The organism is Vicinamibacterales bacterium (assembly GCA_041659285.1).
Classification (GTDB): Bacteria; Acidobacteriota; Vicinamibacteria; order Vicinamibacterales; family UBA2999; genus 12-FULL-67-14b.
The window spans coordinates 252,112-277,969 of the sequence record JBAZYO010000004.1 but is presented as its reverse complement, the minus strand read 5'-3'; the positions used below and the strand labels follow the sequence as shown (position 1 = coordinate 277,969).

Annotated in this window: 21 protein-coding genes and 3 tRNA genes; 16 read left to right on the top strand and 8 right to left on the bottom strand. The window is 69.0% G+C overall.

The annotated features are described in order from the left end of the window. The first annotated feature begins 68 nt into the window (after positions 1-68). The 7 genes from WC815_08335 (at position 69) to WC815_08305 (ending at position 12,871) form a co-directional block, all read left to right on the top strand. Positions 69-1,640, top strand: coding sequence for a sigma 54-interacting transcriptional regulator (locus WC815_08335; GenBank protein MFA5908768.1), 1,572 nt, complete (start codon positions 69-71; stop codon positions 1,638-1,640). 336 nt (positions 1,641-1,976) lie between these two features. Then, positions 1,977-2,747 (top strand): Crp/Fnr family transcriptional regulator, encoded by a 771-nt coding sequence (locus WC815_08330; GenBank protein MFA5908767.1) that lies wholly within the window; start codon positions 1,977-1,979, stop codon positions 2,745-2,747. Positions 2,748-2,944: 197 nt separating this feature from the next. Continuing rightward, the gene (locus WC815_08325) at positions 2,945-3,880 is read left to right on the top strand and encodes a trypsin-like peptidase domain-containing protein (GenBank protein ID MFA5908766.1); all 936 of its coding nucleotides are present in this window, start codon (positions 2,945-2,947) and stop codon (positions 3,878-3,880) included. Between the two features lie 46 nt (positions 3,881-3,926). Then, entirely contained in the window at positions 3,927-5,654 is a 1,728-nt protein-coding gene (locus tag WC815_08320; GenBank protein ID MFA5908765.1) for a M15 family metallopeptidase, read from the top strand. A gap of 12 nt (positions 5,655-5,666) precedes the next feature. Continuing rightward, complete coding sequence (locus WC815_08315) at positions 5,667-7,715, top strand: S8 family serine peptidase (protein ID MFA5908764.1); 2,049 nt, start codon at positions 5,667-5,669, stop codon at positions 7,713-7,715. An 18-nt stretch (positions 7,716-7,733) separates the two neighbouring features. After that, complete coding sequence (locus WC815_08310) at positions 7,734-10,250, top strand: hypothetical protein (protein MFA5908763.1); 2,517 nt, start codon at positions 7,734-7,736, stop codon at positions 10,248-10,250. A 158-nt stretch (positions 10,251-10,408) separates the two neighbouring features. Beyond that, entirely contained in the window at positions 10,409-12,871 is a 2,463-nt protein-coding gene (locus tag WC815_08305; protein MFA5908762.1) for a M15 family metallopeptidase, read from the top strand. Positions 12,872-13,030: 159 nt separating this feature from the next. Here WC815_08305 and WC815_08300 read toward each other — a convergent pair. The 5 genes from WC815_08300 to gap all read right to left on the bottom strand — a co-directional run bounded on the left by WC815_08300 (position 13,031) and on the right by gap (position 16,504). Further along, a tRNA-Leu gene (locus tag WC815_08300) sits at positions 13,031-13,117 on the bottom strand. 25 nt (positions 13,118-13,142) lie between these two features. Then, on the bottom strand, positions 13,143-13,508 hold the full coding sequence (gene secG / locus WC815_08295) for a preprotein translocase subunit SecG (protein ID MFA5908761.1): 366 nt from the start codon (positions 13,506-13,508) through the stop codon (positions 13,143-13,145). A gap of 15 nt (positions 13,509-13,523) precedes the next feature. Next, entirely contained in the window at positions 13,524-14,282 is a 759-nt protein-coding gene (gene tpiA, locus WC815_08290; protein MFA5908760.1) for a triose-phosphate isomerase, read from the bottom strand. Position 14,283: 1 nt separating this feature from the next. Further along, complete coding sequence (locus WC815_08285) at positions 14,284-15,483, bottom strand: phosphoglycerate kinase (GenBank protein ID MFA5908759.1); 1,200 nt, start codon at positions 15,481-15,483, stop codon at positions 14,284-14,286. Positions 15,484-15,511: 28 nt separating this feature from the next. Then, the gene (gene gap, locus WC815_08280; protein ID MFA5908758.1) at positions 15,512-16,504 is read right to left on the bottom strand and encodes a type I glyceraldehyde-3-phosphate dehydrogenase; all 993 of its coding nucleotides are present in this window, start codon (positions 16,502-16,504) and stop codon (positions 15,512-15,514) included. Positions 16,505-16,626: 122 nt separating this feature from the next. Here gap and WC815_08275 point away from each other — a divergent pair, with 122 nt between their 5' ends. From WC815_08275 to WC815_08235, 9 genes are read left to right on the top strand one after another with little or no spacing between them, the layout of a single operon-like run. Next, entirely contained in the window at positions 16,627-17,967 is a 1,341-nt protein-coding gene (locus WC815_08275; GenBank protein MFA5908757.1) for a 3-deoxy-D-manno-octulosonic acid transferase, read from the top strand. Next, the gene (lpxK, locus tag WC815_08270) at positions 17,960-18,949 is read left to right on the top strand and encodes a tetraacyldisaccharide 4'-kinase (protein MFA5908756.1); all 990 of its coding nucleotides are present in this window, start codon (positions 17,960-17,962) and stop codon (positions 18,947-18,949) included. Before WC815_08275 ends, lpxK begins: the two co-directional genes overlap by 8 nt. Then, positions 18,949-19,899 (top strand): lysophospholipid acyltransferase family protein, encoded by a 951-nt coding sequence (locus tag WC815_08265; GenBank protein ID MFA5908755.1) that lies wholly within the window; start codon positions 18,949-18,951, stop codon positions 19,897-19,899. Before lpxK ends, WC815_08265 begins: the two co-directional genes overlap by 1 nt. After that, positions 19,889-20,977: a glycosyltransferase family 9 protein gene (locus WC815_08260; protein MFA5908754.1), complete on the top strand. Its 1,089-nt coding sequence runs from the start codon at positions 19,889-19,891 to the stop codon at positions 20,975-20,977. The genes WC815_08265 and WC815_08260 overlap by 11 nt, the downstream gene beginning before the upstream one ends. After that, positions 20,974-21,537 carry an HAD family hydrolase gene (locus WC815_08255; protein ID MFA5908753.1) on the top strand — a complete coding sequence of 188 codons (564 nt, stop codon included), beginning with the start codon at positions 20,974-20,976 and terminating at the stop codon, positions 21,535-21,537. Before WC815_08260 ends, WC815_08255 begins: the two co-directional genes overlap by 4 nt. Then, positions 21,537-22,553 carry a PfkB family carbohydrate kinase gene (locus tag WC815_08250; protein ID MFA5908752.1) on the top strand — a complete coding sequence of 339 codons (1,017 nt, stop codon included), beginning with the start codon at positions 21,537-21,539 and terminating at the stop codon, positions 22,551-22,553. The genes WC815_08255 and WC815_08250 overlap by 1 nt, the downstream gene beginning before the upstream one ends. After that, positions 22,546-23,022, top strand: a complete 477-nt coding sequence (locus WC815_08245; protein MFA5908751.1) for an adenylyltransferase/cytidyltransferase family protein — start codon at positions 22,546-22,548, stop codon at positions 23,020-23,022. The genes WC815_08250 and WC815_08245 overlap by 8 nt, the downstream gene beginning before the upstream one ends. A 28-nt stretch (positions 23,023-23,050) precedes the next feature. Continuing rightward, entirely contained in the window at positions 23,051-24,190 is a 1,140-nt protein-coding gene (locus tag WC815_08240; GenBank protein ID MFA5908750.1) for a glycosyltransferase family 9 protein, read from the top strand. Beyond that, a complete protein-coding gene (locus WC815_08235; GenBank protein MFA5908749.1) occupies positions 24,187-24,693 on the top strand; it encodes an isoprenylcysteine carboxylmethyltransferase family protein in 507 nt (168 codons plus the stop codon). Before WC815_08240 ends, WC815_08235 begins: the two co-directional genes overlap by 4 nt. Here the strand turns inward: WC815_08235 and WC815_08230 are convergent. The 3 genes from WC815_08230 to WC815_08220 all read right to left on the bottom strand — a co-directional run bounded on the left by WC815_08230 (position 24,679) and on the right by WC815_08220 (position 25,815). Beyond that, the gene (locus tag WC815_08230; protein ID MFA5908748.1) at positions 24,679-25,068 is read right to left on the bottom strand and encodes a hypothetical protein; all 390 of its coding nucleotides are present in this window, start codon (positions 25,066-25,068) and stop codon (positions 24,679-24,681) included. The two genes, WC815_08235 and WC815_08230, sit on opposite strands and share 15 nt — an antisense overlap. Positions 25,069-25,465: 397 nt before the next feature. Continuing rightward, positions 25,466-25,542 (bottom strand) — tRNA-Asp (locus WC815_08225). 197 nt (positions 25,543-25,739) lie between these two features. Further along, a tRNA-Val gene (locus WC815_08220) sits at positions 25,740-25,815 on the bottom strand. Between the last annotated feature and the right edge of the window lie 43 nt (positions 25,816-25,858).

Genomic DNA, 25,858 nt, shown 5'->3' with positions numbered 1-25,858 from the left:
GCTCGTGAGGGCCTCCCCCGTTTCTCACGACGCAGCGCGGCGTCTGTGCGCCGGCTGAATGAGGTTTCATGGCAACGCGTGCAAGCGACGGGGCAGGGCCGGTGTCCCCACACACCGGTGCGCAACACGGCGGGATCACTTCGGGCCACGGCGGCGTGGGGCGCATCCTCGCGCTCGACGGATCGGCAGATCGCCGGCAGCGGCTCGACGCCGCGATCGATGGCATCCGCCCGCGTCCAGAACACATCGTTGATCTTCAGCATCTCTCGCCGGTCGGTCGCGCGAGCGACATCGGCATTGCGCTGGTCGGTGTCGATCCGCCTGACGCCGGGTCAGCCGCGCTGGACACGATCGCCACCCTCACCGCTCGCGGATTCACGGTGCTGTGCTACGGCGATGGCGCGAGCGGATGGCCGCTGGGCGCGCATTGCCGGCTGCTGCTGGCCGGCGCGTCGTGCTTGATCGACAGCACGGCTGCTTCGTTTGCCACCGAGATCCGCGACAGCGTCGAGCAGTGGTGCAGCAGCGAGGCCGAACGATTCGATGAGGAGCAGCGCCTCCAGCGCGAGATGCTGGCGAGTGGCGTCGTCGGCGCCAGCGCCCGCATGATCACCGTGTTCCGATGGGTGAAGCGGGTGAGCGCGCTGAGCGACATTCCGGTGCTGGTGGCCGGCGAGACCGGCACCGGCAAGGAACTGGTGGCGAGGGCGATTCATGCGCGCGACCCGCGCCGGAGCGCGGGTCCGTTCGTGCCCGTGAACTGCGCCGCGATCAGCGCCGGACTGGCGGAGAGCGAACTCTTCGGCCATCGCCGGGGCGCCTTCACCGGCGCCGATCACGATCGCCAGGGCCTGGTGCGGGCGGCGCGCGGCGGGGTGCTCTTCCTCGACGAAATCGGCGACCTCGACGTCGCGCTGCAGGCCAAGCTGTTGCGCGTCCTGCAGGAGCGGCGGCTGCTCACGCTGGGCGAGGATCACGAGGTGCCGGTGGACGTGCGCGTGATTGCCGCCACCAACCGCGACCTCGAAGCCATGGTGGCCGCCCACCTGTTCCGCGCCGATCTGTTTCACCGGCTCAACGCCCTGTCGGTGAAGATCCCGCCGCTGCGCGAGCGGCCCGAAGACATCGCGCCGCTCATCACCCATTTCCTCGCGCGCTACGCCGACCCCGGCGCCGGGCGCCAGGTGTCGGCACCGACGCGGGGCTTCCTTGAAGCACTCTCGGGCGCGGAGTTGCCAGGCAATGTGCGGCAGCTCGAGAACGTCGTGCGCCGCGCCATCGTCAACCGGCGCGCCCATCAGCCGCTGACCTTGTCGGACCTGCCGCCGGAGCTATGGTTCGAACTCGCGCAGAGGACGCCGGTCACCCTGCCGGCGCCAGTCTCGTCCTCGACCGCGCTGGTCCCGGTTGGCGCCAGCGATCAGCGGGCGTTGGAGCCGGCGGCAACGTGGCTCGACAACGAGGCCGCGCTTGGCGCCGCCGGATGGAAGTTGCGCCGCGCGCTGGCTCTCTGCGAGCAGACGATGGTGGCGGCGGCGCTGGATGCCTCGCACGGCAACCGGGCGCGCGCCGCCCGCCTGCTCGGCATCAGCCCGCGAAGCATCTTCAACAAGATGCGCAAGCATCGCCTCACCGCCTGAACGATCGTCTCCACCGGCCCCACGTCGCCTCACCGCGCAGGAACGTGCCGGAAGAAGATTGCCGGTCGGCACGCCGCTGCATCGTCCCTTGTGGCTGAGGCGGCGGAGGGCGCAGATGCCCGAACCCCCATGAGACGAATTGGTTGGAGTGTCTGCTAAGCGCGAACGCGCCGACGGCAGCGCTCTTGCTGTGGACGGGCGATGCCGGACGTGCCAGCCATGCCGCGAGCCACACCACGCGATCAAGGTGGCGCGGCTGCGGCCACACTGTGTTGTCGCGATTGACCGCGTGCGACCGGTGCGGCGCAGTGCACAGAAGAAGAATGGGCGGACAACATGAACACTTCGCACGCACTGAGCTCATATGCGCCGGCGCCGGTGGCGCGACGTGTCCCGCCCCAGCACCCGCAGCCTGAGGGACGCGAGTGCAACCGGGTGATCCGCGAATTGGCTGATCCGGATCGCGCACGGCTCCTGGCGATCCTGCAGCCCGTCACCCTCACGGCCGGCGATGTGTTGTATGAGTCCGGCACGCGGATCACGCACTGCTACTTTCCGACCACCGCCGTGGTCTCGTCGCTCCACACCACCGAGACCGGGGCGACGGTTGAAATGGGGCTGGTCGGCCACGACGGCGTGGTGGGAGTGTCGCTGTTCCTCGGCGCCGACACGACGCCGCATCGCGTCGAGGCGGTGGTCAGCGGCCTGGCCTATCGCCTGCCGGCCACGGCGCTGCGCGAGGAGTTCGCCCGCGGCGGCTCGCTGCAGCTGGCCTTGCTGCGCTATACGCATGTCCTCATCACCCAGATCTCGCAAATGGCGATCTGCAACCGCCTCCACGCCGTCGAGCAGCGGCTGTGTCGCTGGTTGCTCATGTGCCACGACCGGGTGAGCGTCAACGAGCTGTTCATGACACAGGAACTGATGTCGCACATGCTGGGCGGGCGCCGGGAGAGCGTGACGGTGGCTGCCGGCCGGTTGCAGGATCGCGGGCTCATTCGCTACGCGCGCGGGCACATCAGCATCCTCAGCCGGCGCGGCCTGGAGGCGTCGGTGTGCGAGTGCTACGCGATCGTCGCCGCGGAACAGCACGGCGGCGCACATTGACCGGCACGCATTACGGCGGTGATGGTTCGGCTAAAGCCGGACGCCACATTAGACGCCGATGTCGCGTCCGCCTTTAGGCGGACCATGGCCGCTTCGTACCGCGCCGTACAGACACCGCGGCTGGCAGGCCGTATCGTGGCGCGCAGGCACGCGATCCACCGATCGCCAACCGAGCCACCAGCTTCAGGGGAACCGCCATGGAACACCAGCCACTGCGTCGGCAGAACCAGTCGTTTGGCCGCATGAACGAAGCAGATCTGTTTGAGCGCGACTTGTTCGGCGCCCGGGATCCGATGTGGCGCAGCCGCCAGCGCCGCCGCCGCCGGGGCTACGGCGAGGCGCTGGGCCACGGCGAAGCGATCGACTACGGCGAGGCCGTTGACGATCTGCAGGAATCGCCACAGGGCACCGACGATCGCGTGCAGGTGCTGGCGCGCGCCACCAATCCGTCGACAACGCTCTTTCCGTTCAACACGATTTGCCACATCGACGTGGGCTCAGGGCACGGCAGCGGCACGTTGATCACGCCGCGCGTGGTCCTGACCGCCGGCCACGTGCCGCGGGGCGCGGCGTCCGTCACCGTGACACCCGGGGCCAACTTCCCGGCGGCGACGGCTGCCGAGCAGCGGCCCGCCAACCCGGGAAGCCAGGCCAGCACCGTCTTCCACTTCCATCCGACCCTCGATCTCGCGCTCGTGATCCTGCCGGCGGCGTTCACGCGGCCGACCCGGTTCATGATGCTGCAGCCGCGCGGTGACCTCAACACGGCCACCTTGCTCACGATCGCCGGGTATCCTGGCGTCATCCCGCCGCCCGCCACCGCGCCCATTCCGGGATCGATGTGGCGGCACACCGACCGGCTGCGCCTCACCGACGTGACGCCGACGCACCTCACCTACCGGATTGACACCACGGCGGGTCAGAGCGGCAGCCCGCTGTGGCTCTTGGGCAACGACAACATCCGCCTGCTGCTGGGCGTGCACATCCAGGGCGGAGCCGTCGCCAACACCGGCGTGCGAATCACGTGCGCCGTGATCGACTGGATCGAGGCGACCTGCCGGGCCAGCTCGATCACGCCGTTGCCGATTGTCGACGTCGTGCAGCGGCGGCGGGTGTGCCCGCCGGCGCCCTAGGCATCGGTCGCGGTAAGGGGAACGACGTGTCTGCCTGGGGATGCTCATGAGACCGAGCGACGCCGACCTGTTCCTGGCCGATCTGATGGGCGAGCCAATTACCACCTGGCCCGGCAATCGCCATCGAGCTGTGCCCACGCCGCCACGGCTGCCGCTGCCGCGCCCGCGCACCGGACAGATTGCGCTGCGCCCGGTGCGGCGGCCGCCGCTTTGGGCACCACCCTATGAACAGGCCGAGCCGGCCCAGGAACCGTACCTGCCGACCGGCGGCCGTGCGTATGCGCCGCAAGCCGGTCTGTTCAGCGGGTGCCACCCAGCGCCGTTTGTCGTGATCGCCGCGTCGTTCCTGCCGCGGCCGACCGCGGATGCCGATGCCGCGATCGATGCGGCGCTCACCGCCGCCGGCCTGGACGCGGCGGAACGCCGCGGCGTGGCACGAGGGGGACTGAGACCGATCGCCGAACAATTTGGCGCGCCGGCCTTGACTGAACTGGTGGCCAGATTGCGCTGGTCGCGCGCGGATTTCGGCCGCCGGGGATGGTCCGACAGTGTTGACAGCATGCTGGTGCCGCGCCTGCTGTTGCACATCCCAGGGCATTTCCGGGAGCTGGCCCGCCGTGCCCCCGATGGGCGAGAAGCATTCGTGCTCGAGTCGCTCGGCTGGCTGCTGATGACCGAGATGCGCCGCCGCGTTGCCGCTGCGTCGCGCCGGGAATGGTGGCTGCCGCCGCCGCCGAGCTTCGTCACGGCGATGCCGAACCCGCTGCCGCCGCTGAGCGCCGACGTGTCGGCGCTGGTGATGCGCTACCTGCTGGTCGACACGCTGATGCCGATGGATCGCTGGAACGCGCAGCTCATGGCCTGGGGCACGGGCCTCGCCGGCCGTCAGTGGCAGGCCGAGGTGAACGCCCCCGATCCCGGCCGGCCTTTCTATGCCGGCCTGCTGACGGTGCCCGCGCACATCGACACCACCGCGCCGCGTGCCCGGTTCGACCCGGCGTGGGCCTCGCGGCGGGCGGCCACCGACGCGCAGCACCCTCCGCACGCCGCCGGCGCTGCCGTCGTCACCCTCAGCGGCTTGCGGAACGCGGTCGCCCTGCGCGACTGCCCCGGCAACGACCCGCACCTGCCGGCGCGAGCGTTCGAACGATGCGATCTGCAGGGACTGGAACTGATCGTGGACTTCCCGGCGACCACGACCAATCCCAGCACCCGCCGCCGGCTGCCCCTGATGGCGGACCTGCTGCCGGTCTACAACGTGCTCTTCCGCGCGATCAGTGAACTCGGGTGGAACGACTTGCTGTATCAGACCTCCGGCGGCGCCTGCTTCCGCGGCGTCAAGCACGACGCCGCCGACACGGTCACCATCAACGGCCAGCAGGTGCTCGTCAACCCGTTCCACCAGCCGAACGCCACCACCGTGACGCGGATCAACACCCTGTTCGCCCCACCGAAGCGGGCCCGCGTGCTGGCCGCCGCGCGAACGGCCCGCACCATGTCGGAGCATGGCATCGGCGCCGCGATCGACTTCAACGTGCAGGAGAACCGCAACAGCGTCGCGTCGCGGCCCTTCGGCAGCATGGACCCGCGGATCGTGGCCATTTTCGAGGCGTTCCATTTCCGATGGGGCGCCTGCTTCAACCCGACCGACCCGATGCACTTCGACTACTGCAGCGCGGTGTGCGCGCCGGTCCCCGCCAACGCCGGTACCGGCGGCGCCGCGGTCACGCCGCGGATGCAGTTGCCGGTGCGGGCAGGCCGCGTGGTGGCCTAGCCCAGGCGCGCAATGTCGATGGATCCGGCGGCGTGGTCGCTCGCGGAATCAGGATCTCCAGACGACGAAGTGGGCGTGATCCTGCGGCTCGTGCCGGGTGGTCAACCGCCGCCCGGGGTACGGATCGTCTCCCGCTTCGGCGACATCGTCACCGCCCGCCTCCGGCGGGGCGACATCGTTGATGTGCGCGCGCATCCCTCGGTGTTCAGTCTCAAGGCCGGCGACGCCGTGACGATGCCGCCGCCGGTTGAGAACCCGGACGAAGATGCGATCAGCGAAGACGCCGAGGCGGCGCGGCCGGCCGCGCCCGCCCTGCCGGCCGATTGCGGCGACGGCCGCGGCGTGGTGGTGGGCATTTGTGACTGGGGCTTCGATTTCACCCACGCCAACTTTCGCAACCCCGATGGCACCACCCGCCTGCAGTGCTTGTGGGACCAGCGCGGCCAGGGCGACCCGCTGGCGCCGGCGCCCTACAACCAGGGCCGGCTGCTGACGCGCGAGGCCATCAACGCGGCGCTGCGCGAGCCGGATCCGTTCGCCGCCCTCGGTTATCACCCGGCGAGCGGCGATCCCTCGAATAGCGGCGCCCACGGCACCCATGTCGCCGACATCCTGGCCGGCAATCGGCGAGAGCCAGGCTCAGAGGTGGGGCTGGCGTCGGGAGCGGACCTCGTGTTCGTGCACCTGGCCGCGCAGAACCTCGGCGAGTTGGGCAACCTCGGCGACTCGATCGGGCTGCTCGAAGGTCTCGACTTCGTGCGGCAGCAGGCGGCGGGACGCCCGTGCGTCCTGCACTTGAGCGCCGGCAAGACCGGCGGACCCCATCGTGGCAACACGCTGCTCGAGCGGGCCGTTGACGCGATGCTGCAGCAGCCCGGCATCGTGCTGGTGCAGAGCGTGGGCAACTACGGCGACGCCGCCATGCACACGCACGCGCGCGTGGGGCCGGACCAGCAGCACGTGCTCAACTGGATCACGCCCGCCAACGATCGCACTCCCAACGAGCTCGAGATTTGGTACAGCGGCGAAGACGTGTTCGACGTGACGCTGGTGGCGCCGACCGGCCTCGAGTTCTCGCTCGCGCTCGACCACCGGATGCCGGTCGGCGCCGCCGGGCAGGTCTGGGGCAATTTCTATCACCGGCTGCGCGAACCCAACAGCGGCCTCAACCACATCGTGGTGTTCCTCTACCCGATCGCCCCGAGCGGACGCTGGCAGATCGTGCTGCGCGGCAAGGAAGTGGTGGATGGGCGCCTCCACGCGTGGATCGAGCGCGACGCGTCAGGGCGCTACCAGTCGCGGTTTCCGCGCGAGCAGGCCTCGTCGCTGTACACCACCAACACGATCTGCAATTGCTTCCGGGCGATCGCCGTCGGCGCCTACGTCAGCACGCCGAAGCGGCCGCCCACGCGCTTCACGAGCCGGGGGCCCACGGCCGATGGCCGGCAGAAGCCGGAGATCGCCGCGCCCGGGTTCCGCGTTCGCGCGGCCCGCTCGACGCCGCGAGCCGGATGGCAAGACGAACCGCGGTTGTGCGTGAAGTCCGGGACCAGCATGGCGGCGCCCTGGGTGTCCGGGACCGTGGCCCTGATGTTCGCGGCCGCCGCCCGCCCGCTCACCATTCACGAAGTGCGACGCGCCCTGATCGGCAGCGCGGATCCGCACGCCGGCCCCTCCGGTCGATCCTCCACCCGTCTCGGTTACGGCTACCTGAACACCGCCGGGGCGGTGGCCCTGGCACGACGCATCGGCCAGGAGACGTCGCCGAATCCGCCACCGCGGCCTCCGGCCGCGACCGCCCCGCTGGCGGCGCCGCCGGCGTTCGAGGGGAACCCACCGATCGAGGTGGAGGACGCGGCTCAGGGAAATGTCGAGGTCGAGTCGTGGTTCGAGTCCGGGGACCTGACCGGGAGTTTGCAGGCATCGGAGTCGATCGACGAGGACGCCGGTGACGAGGATGCTGATGAAGATGCCGGTGACGAGGTTGCCGGCGAGATCGAGTCGCCGATCGTGTGGGAAGACGTGCGTGACGCCTTCGACGCGCTCGACGCCGAAGACTGACTTCCTGGAGATTGCGCGATGAAGCCTTCGCCGTCCTGGCCACTGGAAGCCGATCAGCCGGCCGCGTCTGCCGCCAATCTGTTCTGCGACGACCTGCTGGGGCCGGCGATCGAGCCCGCGCGGCCGCCGCGGCCAGCGGACTCCAGCGCGGCACACCTGTTCGACGGCGTCGTGTTCCGCGGCATCAGCCCGAATGCGCTGCTCCCGGTGCGCGACGACGAAGCAGTGTGGGAAGCCGTGGCGCTCCCGCGATCGGCGACGTGCCGGTGCGCGCTGCGGCCCGGGGCGCTGGTCGTGGAGCGCGCCCTTGGCGAGAACCGGCTGGCGTCCACGCACGTGCTGGGCGAAGACATCCAGGTGGAGGAGTTGTACGGCGCCGATGGGCGAATCCGCGAGAGCGTGCTGGTGCTGGCGCGGCGGGAACGAGCGTCAGATCTTCCCGCCGTCGTGATGCCGTCACTCGAGGCGGCCGAGGACGACCGGAGCTTCTTGCGCTGGTCGCCGGGCGCGCGCGCGTACCACTTCCCGGCGCGCGATGCGGCCGCGCCGGGCGGTCACGCGTTCATGGCCACCACCGGCGGCGAGGCGGCGCCCACGCCCGCCGAGTGGCCGAAACGCGAAGAGGCCATGGTGCGGCAACTGCTGGCGGGCAACATGCCGGACAAGCTGCTGCAGTGGGTGACGATTGGCCTGACCTACAAGGACAAATCACGAACGGTGAAGGCCACCCTGCAGGTGCTGCCGGATTACCTGGCGGTCGGTCACGATGCCGACTTCGTGCACGTGCCGCTCGACCCGGTATCGGCGCAACTGGTGGCCGATCGCTTCGATTGCCTCCTGCCGACGGCCCGCATCTGCGACGCGATCTATTCGCAGGCGAAGCATCAGTTGCGGGCGCTCAATCGCGACTACTACAACACCGACGCCAACCGGAAGATTGCGAAGCGCGGACGGGCGCAGACCTCGACCGCGGCCTACATCGAGCACTCCGACGCGGTGCGGGAGCAGATGAAGAAGGCCGGCATCACACCCGGCGAGTTCGTCGCCGGCCACAAAAAGGACGTCGTCATTGCCAGGAGCCTTCACGGAAACAGCGAGCGGATCGCGTTCCAGGGGTTCTACGACAAGGACGGGTTTCCGTTCGAGCCGTGTTACGAGAACGCTGAACAGAAACCGAAGCCGTCGTGCGCCAAGGACCTGCCGACGCTGGCCCACAGCCGCCGCTTCGCCGATTACGCCCAGGGCGTGCGCCTGGTGCACCCCTGGATGACGGTGGATGACAAGAAGATGGCGGTGGCTGACGTGCTGGCCGACCCGACCCTTAGTTTCCTGATCAGCGCCGAGGGGCCGATCGTTCCACCGCGCATTCCCAAGACGGTGAAGCCAAAGCTGGGCCCGCTCGAACTGGTGGAGGTCGGCGATTCGCCGGTGGGCGAGGTCGAGTCGCCAATCGAGCACGCCGCCACCGATTCGTCGGTGGCGGTGGAGCCGGCGACGGCGCTCGGGACGGCCCGCACCACCTCGCCGATCGCGACGGTCTCGCCCCAGCGGCAGATCAACGAGATGCTCGATCGCGAGCTGATCCTGATTGCCCAGGCGCGCATCGTCGCTGACTGGTTCATGCGGCGGCTGACGGCCACCTTTGAGGAGTTGGCTGCCGACCCTGCGCTGACGGCGCGGCTGGACGTCTCGAAAGACGGACCCTTGCTGGACCGCATCCGTCCATTCCCGAACCGGAAGCTCCCTGACCGGCGCGGCCAACTCTTCACGACCGATGAGGCGCTACGGCAGGCGCTGGCGCCGCCGCGTGACGCGGCGCGGCTGTGGCCGATCCTGGACGTCTTGCACCACTACGGTGTCGTGTTGCTGGTGCCGAACACCAGGGATCCGTTCGGCCGGCCCACGGTGATGGCCAGCCTGACCCGGCTCACCGCCGAGCTGACCCGGATGCGCTTCGATGCCGAATCGGTGCGCCTGGAACAGAGGGCGGTCGCGTTCAAGCGTGCGGTGGCGTCGCAGGGCACCCTGCATCACGTGGTCGGCGCCGAGCCGATTCCGCGCGCGTGGTCGGCGGCCAAGGTCGGCGAGACGCTGGAGATCGCCAGGTCCATCGTCACGCTGCTCGGCCGCGTGCGCGACGGGCATCAGCAGTGGCGGGCGGGCACGTATCCCCGGCACTGGTGGAACGACTTCTCGGTGGACATCTTCATCGCCGCCGCGCTCGAGAAGAGCGGCTTCTGGGCGCGCGCCGCCGTGCGCGGTTTCTTCGCCGCGCTCGACACCGCGTGCGCAGGCTCGGCGTCTCCAGGTCCGTACGCATGGAAGGCCATCTACAACGACGAAGGGCTGGCGCGGGAAATGAACGGCCTGTACGGAGAAGGACGAGTGCTGTTCGGCGTCGACGGGCACGGACCCGGGCCGCGCATGCACATCCACCTCGACCTGCGCCCGTTGGTGGTGCCGTTCGATGCGACAACGGGATTCTGGCGGCACGGCGCTCGTGTCGTGCTGTCACCGCCGCCGCCGGCGCCGTGAAGGAGATCGTGATGAAAGGCGTGCCCGATCAATCCGAGTTGTTCTTCGCGGACCTAATGGGGTGGCGGCTGCCGCCGCCGCGTCCTGCTGTGAGGATGGCTCCCCGTCCGGTGCAGCGTGCCCTCCTCCCAAGACCCTTGCTGGCTCCTCCGCCGCCGGTGCCGCGACCGCTCGCCACCGAGTCGATCGCCGAGGCGGTGCCACAGGGCGGCCGCGGCCGCTTCGCGCACGCGCCGCTGGGCGGCGCGACCACCGACAATGTTGAGGCGCGTTGGAACGTCGATGCCGCCACGCCGGCAGGCACCACCATTGATGTCGTCGTGCACCTGCACGGGTACGGTCCTCTGGGGAAGGAGCCGGATGCGGCGGCGCGGCAGGCGGCGTTCCTGCAACGGAAGGCGGTGGCCGCCGGTGTGGACCTCGTGGACGCGGCTGGCGGCTCGCCGAAGCGCGCGTCGCGGCCGACGCTCGCGCTCGTGCCACTGGGCCGCAATGATGGCGGGAGGGCGTGGTACTTCGACAAGCTGCCCGATCGCGCTGCCTTCGATGCGCTGGTGGCGCGAGGACTCGCGTGGTTGTGCGCGACGGTGCTGCGGCTGCCGGGCGGCTCGACGCTCCCGCGCGGCCGGCTGATCCTGATGGCCCATTCCGGCGCCGGCGCCGGCATGAGCGGGCTGCTCGACAAGGGTGTCGATCCCGACGAGGTGGTCTGTTTCGACTCGCTCTACGGCGGCCACGATTCGGTGCTCAAGTGGGCGAGGGCGAAGATCGCGTCGCCCTCGTCAGCGGCCAGCGGGTTGCGCGTGTTCTACACGGCCTGCTGGTCGCCGGTGAAGGCGTATCCGTCGGGCCGATGGATTCCACGCGCGAACGGGAAAGTCGACTTCGAGCCACCCGGCTCGTGGACCTACAACGCGACCAGCGGTAGCTGGCGCCTGGAGACCACGGAGATCTCGGCGCGCCGGCTCCACGACGCGCTGACGCGCGCGTTGTCGTCGGCGTCGAATGGCGCCGCCCTCGGGCCCCGCTTCCGCGTGGAGCGCACGACCGTGGCCCACGGCGACATTCCCGCGCGCTACTCGCCGTTGCTGCTCGACGACATCGCCGCCGCGATGCCAGGTGCCTCGACACCGCCGCCCTCGTCCTCGCGACCGGGATGCGTGGCCAACGACGACTGGCTCACCAAGGCGCCGCGCAAGCCGTTCGGCGACGCCCCGCCGCCGGCCAAGCCGGTGCCGGCAACCGAGGTTGAATCTCCGGACTCCGAAGCTGAAGTTCCGGCAACCGAGGCTGGGTCTCCGGACTCCGAAGTTACCTATGCCGCACCCGATGCGCGGCCGTACACGCCCGCGTCGGACCCGGCGTTGTTCCGCACGCCGCCCGATCCGGTCTCGGTCACGCCCGCCAGTGAATGGCCCGTCGCCACCACCGACGCGGACGGCGCGGCCTCGCGGGCGCTTGGCGCGCTCGGCGTCAGCGCCGCCGCGCTGACCGCCTTTGGCGCGGCCGGGATGAGCGCGCTGAGCCCGATCGCAGAGGTGTTTGGCGAACCCGCGCTGATCGAAGTGGTGCGGCGCCTCCGCTACACCAGCGCGCAGCTCGCGCGGCCGCCGCATTCGTTCGCTGATGACGCGGCCCTCTCGCGGGCGTTCGGGGGAACGGCCAGCCGGCCGGCGCTGCTCGCCATTCGAACGCTGCTGGCCATCCCGGGACATTTCCGCGAGCTCGCCAGGCGCGCCGGCAACGCCGACGAAGCGTTCGCGCTCGAGAACCTGGGCTGGTTGCTGATGCACTCGCTGGCGAGTGACGTGCGCGCCAGCAGCCGCATGAACTTCTGGCTGCCCGACTCGCCGGCGTTCGTCACGCCATTCGCCAATCCCGTGCCGGGCCTTGGTCCGCAGACCAGCCGCCTGATCGTGACGAGGATGCTGATCGACACGACGCTGTCCCAAGCCGACTATCGCGCGCGTTTCAACAATTGGAACACGGGCCCGGCCGGACGGTTCTGGCGCCTTGAAACGGGCCGTGACACCGTGCCCGGACGCGGCCCCGGCGCGCCGTTCTACGCGGAGCCGTTCACGATTCCCGGGTCGATCAACATCAGTGGACCGCGATCACAGGTGCAGGCCGCGTGGGCCAGGCGGGTAGCCGACTTCGATGCGCGACGGGTCACGGTGCCGCTGACGAAATGCGACAACACGCACCTGGCGCCGCTGCGGCCGATGGCGCCGGTGTCGCTGCGCGGGCTGCAACTGCGGACCGCGTTCCCGGCGCCGGCCGCGGCGCCGACGCTGCTCACGCTCACCGGGCTCAGCGCGGTGCGGCCGGCCTTTGAGAGCGTGTTCCAGGCGATTGCCGACCTCGGCTGGAACGACCTGCTGTTCGAGACCCAGGGCATGGGGTGTTTTCGCGGCATGAAGGTTCCGGGCAATCCCGGCGCGGCGCGGCGGATGTCGCAGCACAGCCTCGGCATCGCCATCGATCTCAACGTGTTCGAGAACGGCCAGAACATCGCCGGGTCGATGGACCCGCGGATCGTCGCGTTGTTCGAGGCGTTCCGATTCCGATGGGGAAGGGGATTCTCAACGCCCGATCCGATGCATTTCGAGTACGCGGGTTGAAGGAGGGAGATCCGATGGAGAAACCGGCCCGACAACTGTTGCCACCGCCGCAGCTCCTCATCGGTAGGGGAAGGCAAGGTTGTGGGGACATTCGACTCTGCGGTGGCCCGCCATGAGCGAACCTACGGTTCGCCGGAGGCGGACCGTAGGTGAGTCGAATGGTGCGGAAGAGAGGACTCGAACCTCCACGGGATTGCTCCCGCTAGCACCTCAAGCTAGTGCGTCTGCCAATTCCGCCACTCCCGCAGGCAGATAGAAAGTATAGAACAAACTACGGCGTGGTGTTACCCGGCGCCGGAGCCGCAGGTTGCGCGGCCGGAACCGGCGCGGGCGCAGCTGCGGCCGGGGCGGCCGGCGCGGGCGCCGGGGCCGGACCACCGATGCCGCCGACGACCGATCCGGGACCGCGTTGGCCCCACACCGTCAGCGTAATAGCGCCGATGACGAAGAGCGCCGCCAGGACCGCCGTCGCCCGCGTGAGCAACGTGGCGCCCGAACGCGCGCCGAACACCGCCTGGCTGCTGCCGCCGCCAAACGCGCTCGCAATATCGCCGCCCTTGCCCTGCTGCAGCAGGATCGTGAGGATCAGCAGCGCGCAGACAATGACGTACAAAGTGACTATGACGTAATACAGCATGGCAAGAACTTCTGATTATACGGCCGCGCCCCGGATGATGGCAAGAAAGCTCTTTGGGTCGAGGCTGGCCCCTCCCACGAGGGCGCCGTCCACGTCGGGCTCGGCAATGAGCCTGGCGATGTTGTCGGGCTTCACGCTTCCGCCATACAGGATCCGGCAGCGATCGGACGAATCCAGCCCAAACCACTGCTTCAGCCGCTGGCGGATGTGAAAGTGCGCCTCGCCGGCCTGCGCCGGCGTGGCGTTGCGGCCGGTGCCGATCGCCCACACCGGCTCGTAGGCCAGCACCATGGCTGCCAGCTGCTCGCCGGTCGCGCCGTCCAGGCCTTCCTTGATCTGCCGATCGAGCACGGCGAGCGTCTCGTTGCGGTCGCGCTGCTCCAGCGTTTCGCCGATGCAGACAATCGGCGTCATGCCCGCCGCGATCACCGCGTTCATCTTCTTGTTGACCGTGCCGTCGGTCTCGCCGAACAGCGTGCGGCGCTCCGAGTGGCCGACGATCACGAACCGCGCACCCGCCTCGCGCAGCATGCCCGCGCTGACTTCGCCGGTGAACGCGCCCTCGCGCTCCCAATGCACGTTCTGCGCGCCCACGCCAATCGCGCTGTCGTTCGCGGCCGCCGCCGCTGCCTGGATGGCGGTGAAGGCCGGCGCAATCACCACCTCCACGCCACGCACGTCCATGACGAGCGCGCGCAACTCGGCGACGTAGGCCACCGTCTCCTGGACGGTCTTGAACATCTTGAAGTTGCCGGCGATCAGCGGCGTGCGCATGTCACTTCCTGTCGGGCAGCGCCGCCACGCCCGGCAGCTCCTGGCCGCCGAGGAACTCGAGCGAGGCGCCGCCGCCGGTGGAGATGTGCGTGATCCTGTCGGCGACGCGCGCGACGTTGACGGCCGCGACCGAGTCGCCGCCGCCGATGATCGTCGTGCCCTTCACCTTGGCCATGGCGTGGGCCACGGCCAAGGTGCCCTTGGCGAACGGCTCCAGCTCGAATACGCCCATCGGGCCGTTCCACACCACCGTCTTGGCATCCGCGAGCAGGCCGGCGTAGAGCCGCGACGTCTCCGGGCCGATGTCGAGACCCATGCGATCGCCAATCGCGGCGTCGCCGACCTTCAGCACCTCGGTCGGCACCCCGGGGTCGATCTTCGCGGCGACCACGTGATCCACGGGGAGCTGCAACACCACGCCGCGCGCCTGCGCGTGGGCGATGATCGTGCGCGCCTCGTCCAGCTTGTCGTCTTCGACCAGCGACGTGCCCACCGGCATGCCCAGCGCCTTGAAGAACGTGTAGGCCATCGCGCCGCCGATCAGCAGGCGGTCAACGCGTCCCAGCATGCTGTCGATGACATCGATCTTGTCCGAGACCTTGGCGCCACCAATCACCGCCACGAACGGGCGATCGGGCTTGCCAACCGCAAGGCCCAGATAGGTGAGCTCTTTCTCCATGAGGAGGCCGGCGCCCGCCAGCGGCACGAACGGCACCATGCCCGAGACCGAGGCATGCGCCCGATGCGCCGCGCCAAACGCGTCGTCGATGTAGACATCGGCGAGCGAGGCGAGCGCCATGGCGAAACCGGGATCGTTCTTTTCTTCCTCGGGGTGGAAACGCAGGTTCTCGAGCAGCACGAGCTTCGACCCCTTCGGGCCTTGCGCCTTGGCGACCGCCAGCCTCGGGGCGTCGCCGATGCAGTCTTTGACAAACGTGACCGGCCGGTTCAGCAGTTTTTCGAGGCGGGCCGCCACCGGCTTCAGGCTGAACTCCGGCGAAGGCTTGCCCTTCGGCCGTCCCAGGTGCGACGCCAGGATGACGGTGGCCCCATGATCCAGCGCCTGCTGGATCGTGGGGAGGGACGCCGTGATTCGCGTGTCGTCGGTGATGGTGCCGTTCTTGATCGGCACGTTGAAGTCCACGCGGATGAAGACGCGCTTGCCGGCGACGGCGAAGTCTTTGATCGAGTATTTGGTCATGGCTACCGGCGCCCCATAAAGGGGCGCTCTACAACTTCTTCAGCAGGTCCACGCAGCGGTTGGAGTAGCCCCACTCGTTGTCGTACCACGCCATCACCTTCACGAAGTCGCCGTCCATGATCTTCGTGTAGGCCGCGTCGATGATCGACGAGTGCGGGTTGCCGCGGAAGTCGATCGACACCAGCGGGTCGGTCACGTACTGCATGATGCCCTTCATCGGGCCGTCGGACGCCGCCTTGAGGGCCGCATTCACTGCTTCCGCGGTCGTCTTGGTTTCCAGGATGACCACCAGGTCCACCACCGAGACGTTGGGCGTCGGCACGCGCATGGCGATGCCGTCGAGCCGGCCCTTGAGCGCGGGAATCACCTCGGCGACGGCCTTGGCGGCGCCGGTCGTGGTCGGAATGATCGACAGGGCCGCCGCGCGCGCGCGCCGCAGATCCTTGTGCGGCAGGTCGAGCAGGTTCTGGTCGTTGGTGTAGGCGTGCACCGTCGTCATCCAGCCCTTCTGGATGCCGAACGACTCATGCAGCACCTTGGCGAGCGGCGCCAGGCAGTTGGTGGTGCACGACGCGTTCGAGATGATGTGGTGCTTGGCGCCGTCGTACTCGTGATCGTTCACGCCCAGCACCACGGTGATGTCCGGGTTGGTCGCCGGCGCCGTGACCACCACCTTGCGCGCGCCCGCCGCCAGGTGCTTCGCGGCGTCGTCCCGCTTGGTGAACTTGCCGGTGCACTCGAACACGATGTCGACGCCGAGGTCCTTCCACGGCAGCGCGCCGGGGTCCTTGCTCGCGAGCACCTTGAACTTGTCGCTGCCCACCTGGATGGAATCGCCGGTCGCGCTGACCGGCACCGTCAGGTTGCCGAGCACCGAGTCGTACTTGAGCAGATGCGCCAGCGTGGCCGCGTCCGTAATGTCGTTGACCGCGACGATGTCGACATCGTGGTGGGCGAGGGCGGCTCGCATGATGTTGCGGCCGATTCGCCCGAACCCGTTGATGCCTACCTTGATAGCCATGAATGCATCCTCCGCTGAGCGCTCACAGTAAGCTTTCTCGAGCGCGACCCAAACGACAAATTGTATAGCGCAACATCGACAAACCCGAAGGTTTGTCGTTACAATCATTCCTAAGTCCTTTAATGTATAGCCTTTACAGCGTCCTCGTGCTGGTGATCGTGGTGATCGCCTCCCCGTGGTTCGTTTACCAGGCCCTGCGCTACAAGAAATACGTGGGCAGCCTGGGACAGCGGATGGGCTACCTGCCCGTGTCGTTCAACATGGACGGGGATCCCTCGATCTGGATCCACGCGGTGTCCGTCGGCGAGGTGCTCACCGCCCGTCCGCTTATCAGCGACCTCAAGCGGCGCCACCCCGGCCTCCGCATGTTCCTGTCCACCACCACCCTGGCCGGCCAGCAACTGGCGCGCCGCAGCGTGCAGGACGTGGACGCGGTCTTCTACTTTCCGTTCGACCTCGGCATCTTCGTGAAGCGCACGCTCGACCTGGTGCGGCCCAAGCTCTTCATCATGATGGAGACCGAGATCTGGCCCAACCTGCTGCGCGAGTGCCGCCAGCGCGGCATCAAGACCGCGGTCGTCAACGGCCGGCTGTCGCCCCGATCGTTCCCGCGCTACAAGATGGTGCGGCCGATGATGCGGCGCGTGCTCGAGCACATCGACCGCTTCTGCGTGCAGAGCGAAGACTCGGCCCGCCGCTTCATCGAGCTCGGCGCCGATCCGGCGCGCGTGGTGGTGACCGGCAGCCTGAAGTTCGACTCGCTCGACCTGCCGTCCACGGCGCCGCAGGCCCGCGCCCGCGACCGCGTGCTGCGCTACTTCCGGCTGTCGCCGTCGCGTCCGGTGATCGTGTCGGGCAGCACCATGAAGGGCGAGGAAGCCGCGGTGCTGCGGGCCTTCCGCCGCGTCCGCGCCAGCGCCCCCAACACCCTGCTCGTGCTCGCCCCCCGCAACCCGGAGCGCTTCGGCGAAGCCGAGCAACTTGCCCGCGCCGAAGGCTGGAAGGTCGCCCGCCGCAGCGACCTCGCCATCGACGTCGAGCCGCGCGTGGATGTGGTCGTGCTCGACACCATCGGCGAGCTGGCCACCGTCTACCAGGTTGCCACCGTCGTCTTCGTGGGCGGGAGCCTCGTCGCCACCGGCGGCCACAACGTGCTCGAGCCGGCCGTGTTCGGCAAGCCCATCGTGTTCGGCCCGCACATGGAGAACTTCATCGAGATCGCCGACGCGTTCATGACCAACGGCGCCGGCGTGCAGGTGCCCGATGCCCGCGGCCTCGAAGAGGCGTTCGTGGAGCTGATGGGCGACCCGGTCCGGCGCGCCCGCCTCGGCGCGGCGGCCCGCGCGCTGGTCGAGGCCAACCGCGGCGCCAAGGAGAAGAGCGCGGCGGTGCTGGCGGCGTTGCTCCCCCAGGAAGTCCGTGCCTATCCGGCCAACGTCCGCCCCTTTAGACCCCTTGCTTGATTCCCTCTACGGACAGGTGATGCGCGTCCGCCGGCGCTGGGTGGAAGAGCACCCCGGGCGCCGCCAGCACCTGGCGCGGCCGGTGGTCAGCGTCGGCAACCTGTCGATGGGCGGCACCGGCAAGACGCCCGTGGTCGCGGCCATCGCGCAGTGGCTGGTGAATCACGGTGAGCGGCCCGCGATCCTGAGCCGCGGCTACGGCCGCGCCGACGCCGCGGATGGCGTGGTCGTGGTCTCCGACGGCACCCGCATTCTCGAAGGCGTGGATCGATCCGGTGACGAGCCGTTGATGCTCGCGCGGCAAGTCGCGGGCGCCGCCGTGTGCGTCTCGCCCGATCGCTACCTCGCCGGCACCCTTGCCGAACGCCGGCTCGGGTGCACCGTTCACGTCCTCGACGATGGGTTCCAGCACCTGCAACTGGCACGCGACCTCGACGTGCTGGTGACGACGATGGGGGAGATTCCGCAAGGGCGGGTGATCCCGCGCGGCCGCCTGCGCGAGCCGATGGACGCCGCCGCGCGCGCGCAAGTGCTGGTGGTGTCGGACGCCACGGTGGGCGCCGCCTCCACCGAAGCATGGTCGCTGGGAATCTCACAGGCGTGCGGCGCGCGTCGCACGCTGGGTAGTCCGGTTCGAGTTGGTGGCCCGGATCCCGGATCCCGGGTCCCGGATCCCGGCAAGGTTCTGGCCGTAGCGGGTATCGCCAACCCCTCGCGCTTTGTTGACGCCTTGCGCGATGCCGGCTGGCAGGTGGCCGACACCGTGATGTTCCCCGACCACCATCGCTACTCGCGGAGCGACCTCGATCGCATGGCGCGCCAGCTTCAAGCCTCTGGCGCTGATGCGGTGTTCACCACCGACAAGGACGCCGTGCGCCTCGAGTCGATCGGGGCCTTGCCGTTTCCGGTGTATCGAGTGCCGCTGGTCGTCACCTTCGAACCCGCCGAGGCGCTGTTCGAATCGGTCAGGGCGATCCTCTGATGCGCGAAACCCTCGAGTATTGGGCCGTCGTCGGGGTCAGGGGCGTGGCGCGCCGGCTGCCGGACGCCATGGTGCGGGCGTGGGGCAGCACGCTCGGGCTGATGTTCTACGTGCTCGACGCTCCCCATCGGCGCGTCGCGCTTGCCAACCTCGAACAGTGCTTCCCGAAGCGGCCGGCCCGCGAGCGCCGGGCCATTGCGCGGGCGATGTTCGCGCACTTCGGGCAAGTGCTGTTGAAGCTGCTGACGTTCAGCGCGCTGACGCCGGAACAGATGCTCGAACGCGCCGAGTACGAGGGCGACGAGCGCGTGCGGCTCGCCTACGCGAAAGGCAAGGGCGTGCTGTTCTTCACCGGCCACTTCGGCTTCTGGGAACTGCAGGCGATGGCCCACGCCGTGAAGCTGCGCCCGATCGGCGTGCTGGCGCGCGCGCTCGACAACGCGCCGCTCAACGGCCTGCTCGAGCGCATGCGCACCAGGACCGGCAACTCCGTGATCTACCGCCAGGGCGCCGTGCGGCGCGTGATGAGGCTGCTGGCGGCGGGCGAGGGTGTGGCGTTGCTGATCGATCAGCACATGCACAGCCCCGATGCGATCTGGGTCAACTTCTTCCAGCGTCCGGCCGCCACGACCTCGACGCTGGCGGCGCTGGCGCTGCGCACTGGCGCGGCGGTGATTCCGGTGTTTGCCTTGCCGCTGCCGGGCGGACGTTACCGCTTCGTCTACGAAGCCCCGGTCGAGCCGCCGTCCGGCGACGGCCCCGAGGCGATCCGCGAGTTCACGCAGCGCTGCACCGACGTGCTGGAGATGCACGTCCGCAAGCACCCCGAGTTGTGGTTGTGGATGCACCGGCGCTGGCGCGACGCGCCGATTCCGGAAACGCCGGGCATGTTCCCGAAGGCGAAGCACGAAGAACGGGCCGTGACGATGGAAGGCGGCCATGGCGATTGATCGCCTCGTGGTGGTCGCGCCCAACTGGCTCGGCGACGCGGTGATGGCCCTGCCGGCGATTGCCGACGCGCGCCGCCACCATTCGTCCGCGCATCTCGCCGTGGCCGCGCGCGCCTCGGTGGCGCCCCTCTTCACCATGGTCGAAGGCGTGGACGAGATTGTGACCCTGCCGGGTCGCGGCGGACTGCGAGCGCTTGCCAGCTGGAAGCAGGACGCCGCCGTGCTGTCGGCCGGGCCGTTTGACGCGGCCCTGCTGTTTCCCAATTCGTTTGCGACGGCCCTGATCGCGTCGAAGTCGGGCATCGGCGAGCGCTGGGGCTACGACACCGATTGGCGCGGACGCTTCCTCACCCGCGCCGTGCCGAAGCCGGCCGCGCCCCTCCATCAGGGCGCCTACTACCAGACGCTCACCACCGCGCTGGGGATGGCGCCCGGCCCCATGCACGCGCGGGTGCGGCCCAACACCGGCCGCGCCAGGCAACTGCTGCGCGAAATTGGCCTGGACCTCGACGAGCCGTTCGCCGTGTTCGCGCCGGGCGCGGCCTACGGGCGCGCCAAGCAGTGGCTGCCGGAGCGCTTCGCCGAACTCGCGCACATGCTGATCGAACAACGCGGCTGGAGCGTGGTGATGGTGGGAGCGGCCGCCGACCGGGCCGTCTGCAAGGAGATCGACTTCCGCCTTCGCCAAGGCTTCCACCTGCGCCAAGGCTACGGTGGACAAGACGGCGGACAGGCCGGCCGCACGCCCGGCAGCAACCGGCTGAATCGATTGATTGATTTCTCCGGCAAGAGCGACCTGGCCACGCTCGCCGGCATTCTCGCGGAAGCGCGCGCCGTCGTCTCGAACGACTCGGGCGCCATGCACCTGGCCGGCGCCGTCGGCACGCACGTGGTGGCGATGTTCGGGGCCACCAACGAACTGCGGACGTCGCCGCTGTCGGCCGGCCCGGATGCGCCGGCGCCGTCCATCCTCACCCATACGGTGTTCTGCCGGCCCTGCATGCTGCGCGAATGCCCAATCGACCATCGGTGCATGCGGGGCATCACCGCAGAGAGGGCATTCGCGTCGTTACCATGAAGAAAGCCATTTTTCTCGATCGCGACGGCACCTTGAACGTCGATGTCGGCTATCTCCACAAGTTGGCGGACCTCGAGCTGTTCCCGTGGACCGTGGACGCGCTGCGCCTGCTCAAGCGCGCCGGGTTCGAGCTGATCATCGTGACCAACCAGTCGGGCCTCGCGCAGGGGCTGATCACGCCGGGCTTTGTCGAGAGCTGCCACGACGAGATGCGGCGGCGGCTGCAGGCGGGCGGCGCGGATCTCGACGCGCTCTACTACTGCCCGCACCACCCGCGCGGCACCGTGGAGGGCCTCGGCATCGACTGCCGGTGCCGCAAGCCGGCGCCCGGGATGATCGAAGACGCCGTGCGCGACCGCGGGATCGATCCGGCGGCGTCGTGGGTGATCGGCGACAAGTGGCTCGACGTGAACCTGGGCCACGCCGTCGGCGCGCGGTCGATCCTCGTGCGCACGGGTTGGGGAGTGGAGCAGGAGCAGAAGCGCCCGGCCGGCCAGAAGGTCGAGGCGGTGTGCGACAATCTCATGGCCGCCGTGTCCGTCATATTGGCGAATCATTGATGCCCACGCCCGATCGTCTGTCCAGCCTCATCGCCTCGTTCCGCGGCAAGCGGCTGGTCGTGTTCGGCGACCTGATCGCCGACGAGTACGTCTACGGCCGCGTCGCCCGCGTCTCGCGCGAGGCGCCGGTGCTGATCCTCGAATACGACGCCACCGAAACCGTCCCCGGCGGCGCCGGCAACGCCGCGAACAACGTGGCCAGCCTCGGCGGCGCGGTCACGCTGGTGTCCCTCGTCGGTCGAGACGACCCGGGCCGGCGGCTGTTCAAGGTCCTGCCGAAAGGCGTGGAGCGTTCGGGGTTGGCGCGGCCGGGCGGCTACCGCACGCCGGTGAAGACGCGGATCCTCGCCGGCGGCATTCACTCCGCCAAGCAACAGGTCGTGCGCATCGATCGGTTCGCGAGTGTCCCGGTCACGGAGGGCTATCGGCTGGCGGCCGAGCGCATCGCGCGCAAGGCGGTGAAGGGCGCGGACGCCGTGCTCGTCTCCGACTACGGCTCGGGGCTGGTCACGCCGAAGTTCGTCCACGAACTGGCCGCGTTGCTGAGGAACGGTCCGCCTAAAGGCGGACGCCACATTCCGATCCTCATCGACTCGCGCTACGCGCTGACGAAGTACCGCGGGCTCACCGCCTGTACGCCGAACGAGTCGGAGGTCGAACAGGTGCTGGGCGTGACCATCGACGATAAGCCGCAGGTGCTCGAGCGCGCGGGCCGCGCCCTGCTGAAGCGCACGCGCATGCAGGCGGTGCTGGTCACGCGCGGCAGCCGCGGCATGGCGCTGTTCGAGGCGGGCAAGCCGACGGTGCACATTCCGATTTTCGGGTCCGATCAGATTGCCGACGTGACCGGCGCCGGCGATACGGTGATGGCCACCATGACCCTGGCCCTGGCCGCGGGCGCCACCTTCGAGGAGGCGGCCCGGCTTGCCAACTTCGCCGGCGGGCTGGTCGTGATGAAGCGCGGCACCGCCACCGTCTCGGCGGCGGAACTGCGCCGCGCCGTGGCCCATGGGTGAAGTGCTGACGCGCGCGGCGCTGGTGGACCGCGTCGCCGAAGACCGCCGGCACGGGCTGACGCTGGCCTTCGCCAACGGCGGGTTCGACCTGCTGCACGTCGGGCACGTGCGCTATCTCGAGGCCGCCCGCCGGGAGGCCGACAAGTTGATCGTCGCGATCAACGACGATCGCTCGATCCGCGGGTTGAAGGGTCCGGCACGGCCGGTGTTGCCCGAGGCCGATCGCGCGGAGCTGGTGGCCGCCCTCCGCGCCGTCGATTACGTGGTGATCTTTCCGGAGCCGACGGTGACGCCGCTGCTCGAGTTGTTGCGCCCCGACGTCCACTGCAAGGGAACCGACTACACGGTGGACACCGTGCCCGAACGCGACACCGTGCGCGCCTACGGCGGCCGCATTGCGATTGTCGGCGACCCGAAGGACCACTCCACCACCGACCTCCTGGGGCGCCTTAGACCATCGAGCACCTAAGCACCTGAGCACCCCAGTACCTGAGCACATGAATCGAATCCTGATCGTCCGCATGAGCGCGCTCGGCGACATCGTGCACGCGCTGCCAGTGCTCGCGGCGATCCGCCGGGCGTGGCCGGCGGCGCGCGTGGACTGGATCGTGGACGAAGCCTACGCGCCCATTCTCTCCCTCGCCGAAGGCCTGCATCGCCGCGTGATTGTGCGGGCGTCCACCGCCGCCAAGGCTTCCACCTCCGCCAAGGCTACGGTGGACAAGTCGGTGGACAAGTCGGTGGACAAGTCGGTGGACGGGACGGCGGACAAGGAGGGGTCGCCTCCCCAGGGCAGCGTGTCGTTCGGGGGCGGCCTGGGATACCTGCAGGCCGTTCGTCATTTGCGCGCGCAACGCTACGACGCCGCGCTGGACCTGCAGGGCCTGCTCAAGTCGGCGGTGTGGGCGCGGATGTCTGGCGCCGCGCGCGTGATTGGCTTCGACCGCGCGCACCTGCGCGAGCCGCAGGCGGCGATGTTCTACAGCGAGACCGTGGTGCCGCTCGAGGCGCCGCACGTGATCCAGAAGAACCTGTCGATTCTGCAGGCGCTTGGCATCGCGCAGGGCCGGGTCGAATTGCCGCTCCATCCCTCGGCTGGCACCGCCACGACCGCCGCCATCTCCGCCGCGGGCGGGCCCGGAAAATTCGCGATTCTCAACCCCGGCGCGGCGTGGCCGAACAAGCGCTGGCCCGCCGGCCGGTTTGGCGCCCTGGCCGCGAAGCTGCACGCGCAGACGGGGCTACGGTCGCTGGTCACGTGGGGCCCCGACGAACGGGGCCTCGCGGAGTCGGTGGTGGCGTCATCCGAAGGCGCCGCCGCGCCGGCGCCGCCCACGGCCATTGCCGATCTCGCGGTGCTGATGCGCGATGCGGCGCTGGTGGTCTCGGGCGATACCGGTCCGCTGCACATTGCCGCCGCCATGGGGGCGCCGCTGGTCGGCCTGTACGGGCCGACGTGGCCGGAGCGCAACGGGCCCTGGAACCCGGACGACCAGGTCATTTCCCGCGCCGGCGGTTGCGTGTGCCATCACAAGCGGCAGTGCCTGCGTGGCGCGCCGTGCATCAACGAAATCGAGGTCGCCGACGTGCTCGCCGCTGCCCTGCAACGACTGTCAACCGCGGGGCGCCGCTCGTGACGCGCCTGCTGGCGCGCTGGCGCGTGTTCCTTGGGTTCGTGTTCGCGGCGCTGGTGTTGTGGCTGGCGACGCCGACGAGGGACTCACTGCTGCTGGGTGCCGCCATCGCCGTGGTGGGCGAGTGCCTGCGCCTGTGGGCGGCAGGGCATCTCGAGAAGAGCAAGGAGGTGACGCGGTCGGGGCCTTATCGCTATACGCGTCATCCGCTTTACCTCGGCTCATCGATCATCGGGACTGGCATCGCGGTGGCGGCGCACCACGTGGTCGTCGCGGCGCTCGTGATCGGCTACATGCTGCTGACGCTGACGGCGGCGATGCGGAGTGAAGAGGCGCACCTGCGGGAGAAGTTCGGCGACGCCTACGACGCCTATGCCGAGAAGCGCGCCGCGCCGATGGATCGCCCGTTCAGCTGGCAGCGCGCGCGCGGCAACCGCGAGCACCACACGATGATCGGCCTCGCGACCGGGCTCGCGATCCTGGCGATGAAGTTATTGGGAAGATGAGGAGGTGCCGCCGGCCTCCGTCCCCAGGAGCCAGGCCAGGGCCTCCTGTTCGTCGGTGTAGATCGCGATCTGCATCCTGGCTGGCGCGAGGATCTGCATTTGGCGCGCCACCCCGAACTGCTCGCCGGGTTTCACCAGATAGACTCGGCGCAAGGGCCACGTGGCGGGCTGTCCAGATCGAGTCATGATTTGATCCACGTGCGGCAGGCTCGTGACCTCGCGCATGTCGATCAATCCCCTCGTTTCCGCGGTCAACGCGCCGGCGGCAATCTCGCCCTCGCGCGCCGTGCTCTGTTCCTGCAATGTCGGGAAGCTTCCCGACAGCGTGTAGCGCAGAAGGGCCGGGGCTTGTGATCGGTCGATGATGATCGCCATAGGGGGCCGTGTTTATCGAGTGGCTTCAGTGCTCAAGGCGGACCAATGGAAGCGCGCACTTCAAGGCCTCTTACTGATTAGACTGCCAAGCTGGCTGATCTTCTCACGCCTGGCGGAAACGCACTTGTTATCGCGGCGGACTGAACAGCGGCGCACGACAACACAGGCAATGGGGTGTGGGGAGGAAGAGGGGGCGGTCCGCCTCCGCTCCTTCGGAGCTACGGCGGGACAGCCTTTGCATGAGGCGTGAGCAAAGGCTGGACTCGCACTGTCTGGCGCGAAGCGAGTGAGATGCCCTTCGATTCGCGATCGTCCAGCCTGCGGCTGGCCGCACGCTCACTCAGGACATTCTCCCTGGAAGGTGGCTCGCCGGAGGCGAGTCGATAGGTGAGTCGAATGGCGGGGTGGACGGGACTCGAACCCGCGGCCTCCGGCGTGACAGGCCGGCGTTCTAACCAACTGAACTACCACCCCGATCGGGAATCTGATCTCGTGATTTGGTGATCTTGTGATTTGGGGATTTAACCGCCAGTGCTTGTCACCGCACCGACGACCGCCGCATCAGCCAAGTCGATCAATAAATCATCAGATCAAATCATCAGATCAAAACGTCACAAACTCAAATCACCAGATCGCCAAATCACCAGATCGCCAAATCCGATTTGGCGATCTGGTGGGCGGTACAGGGCTCGAACCTGTGACAGCCGGCGTGTAAAGCCGGTGCTCTACCAACTGAGCTAACCGCCCGACACCCGGCAAACAACCGATTGTAGCCAGCGAAGCGGCAGTT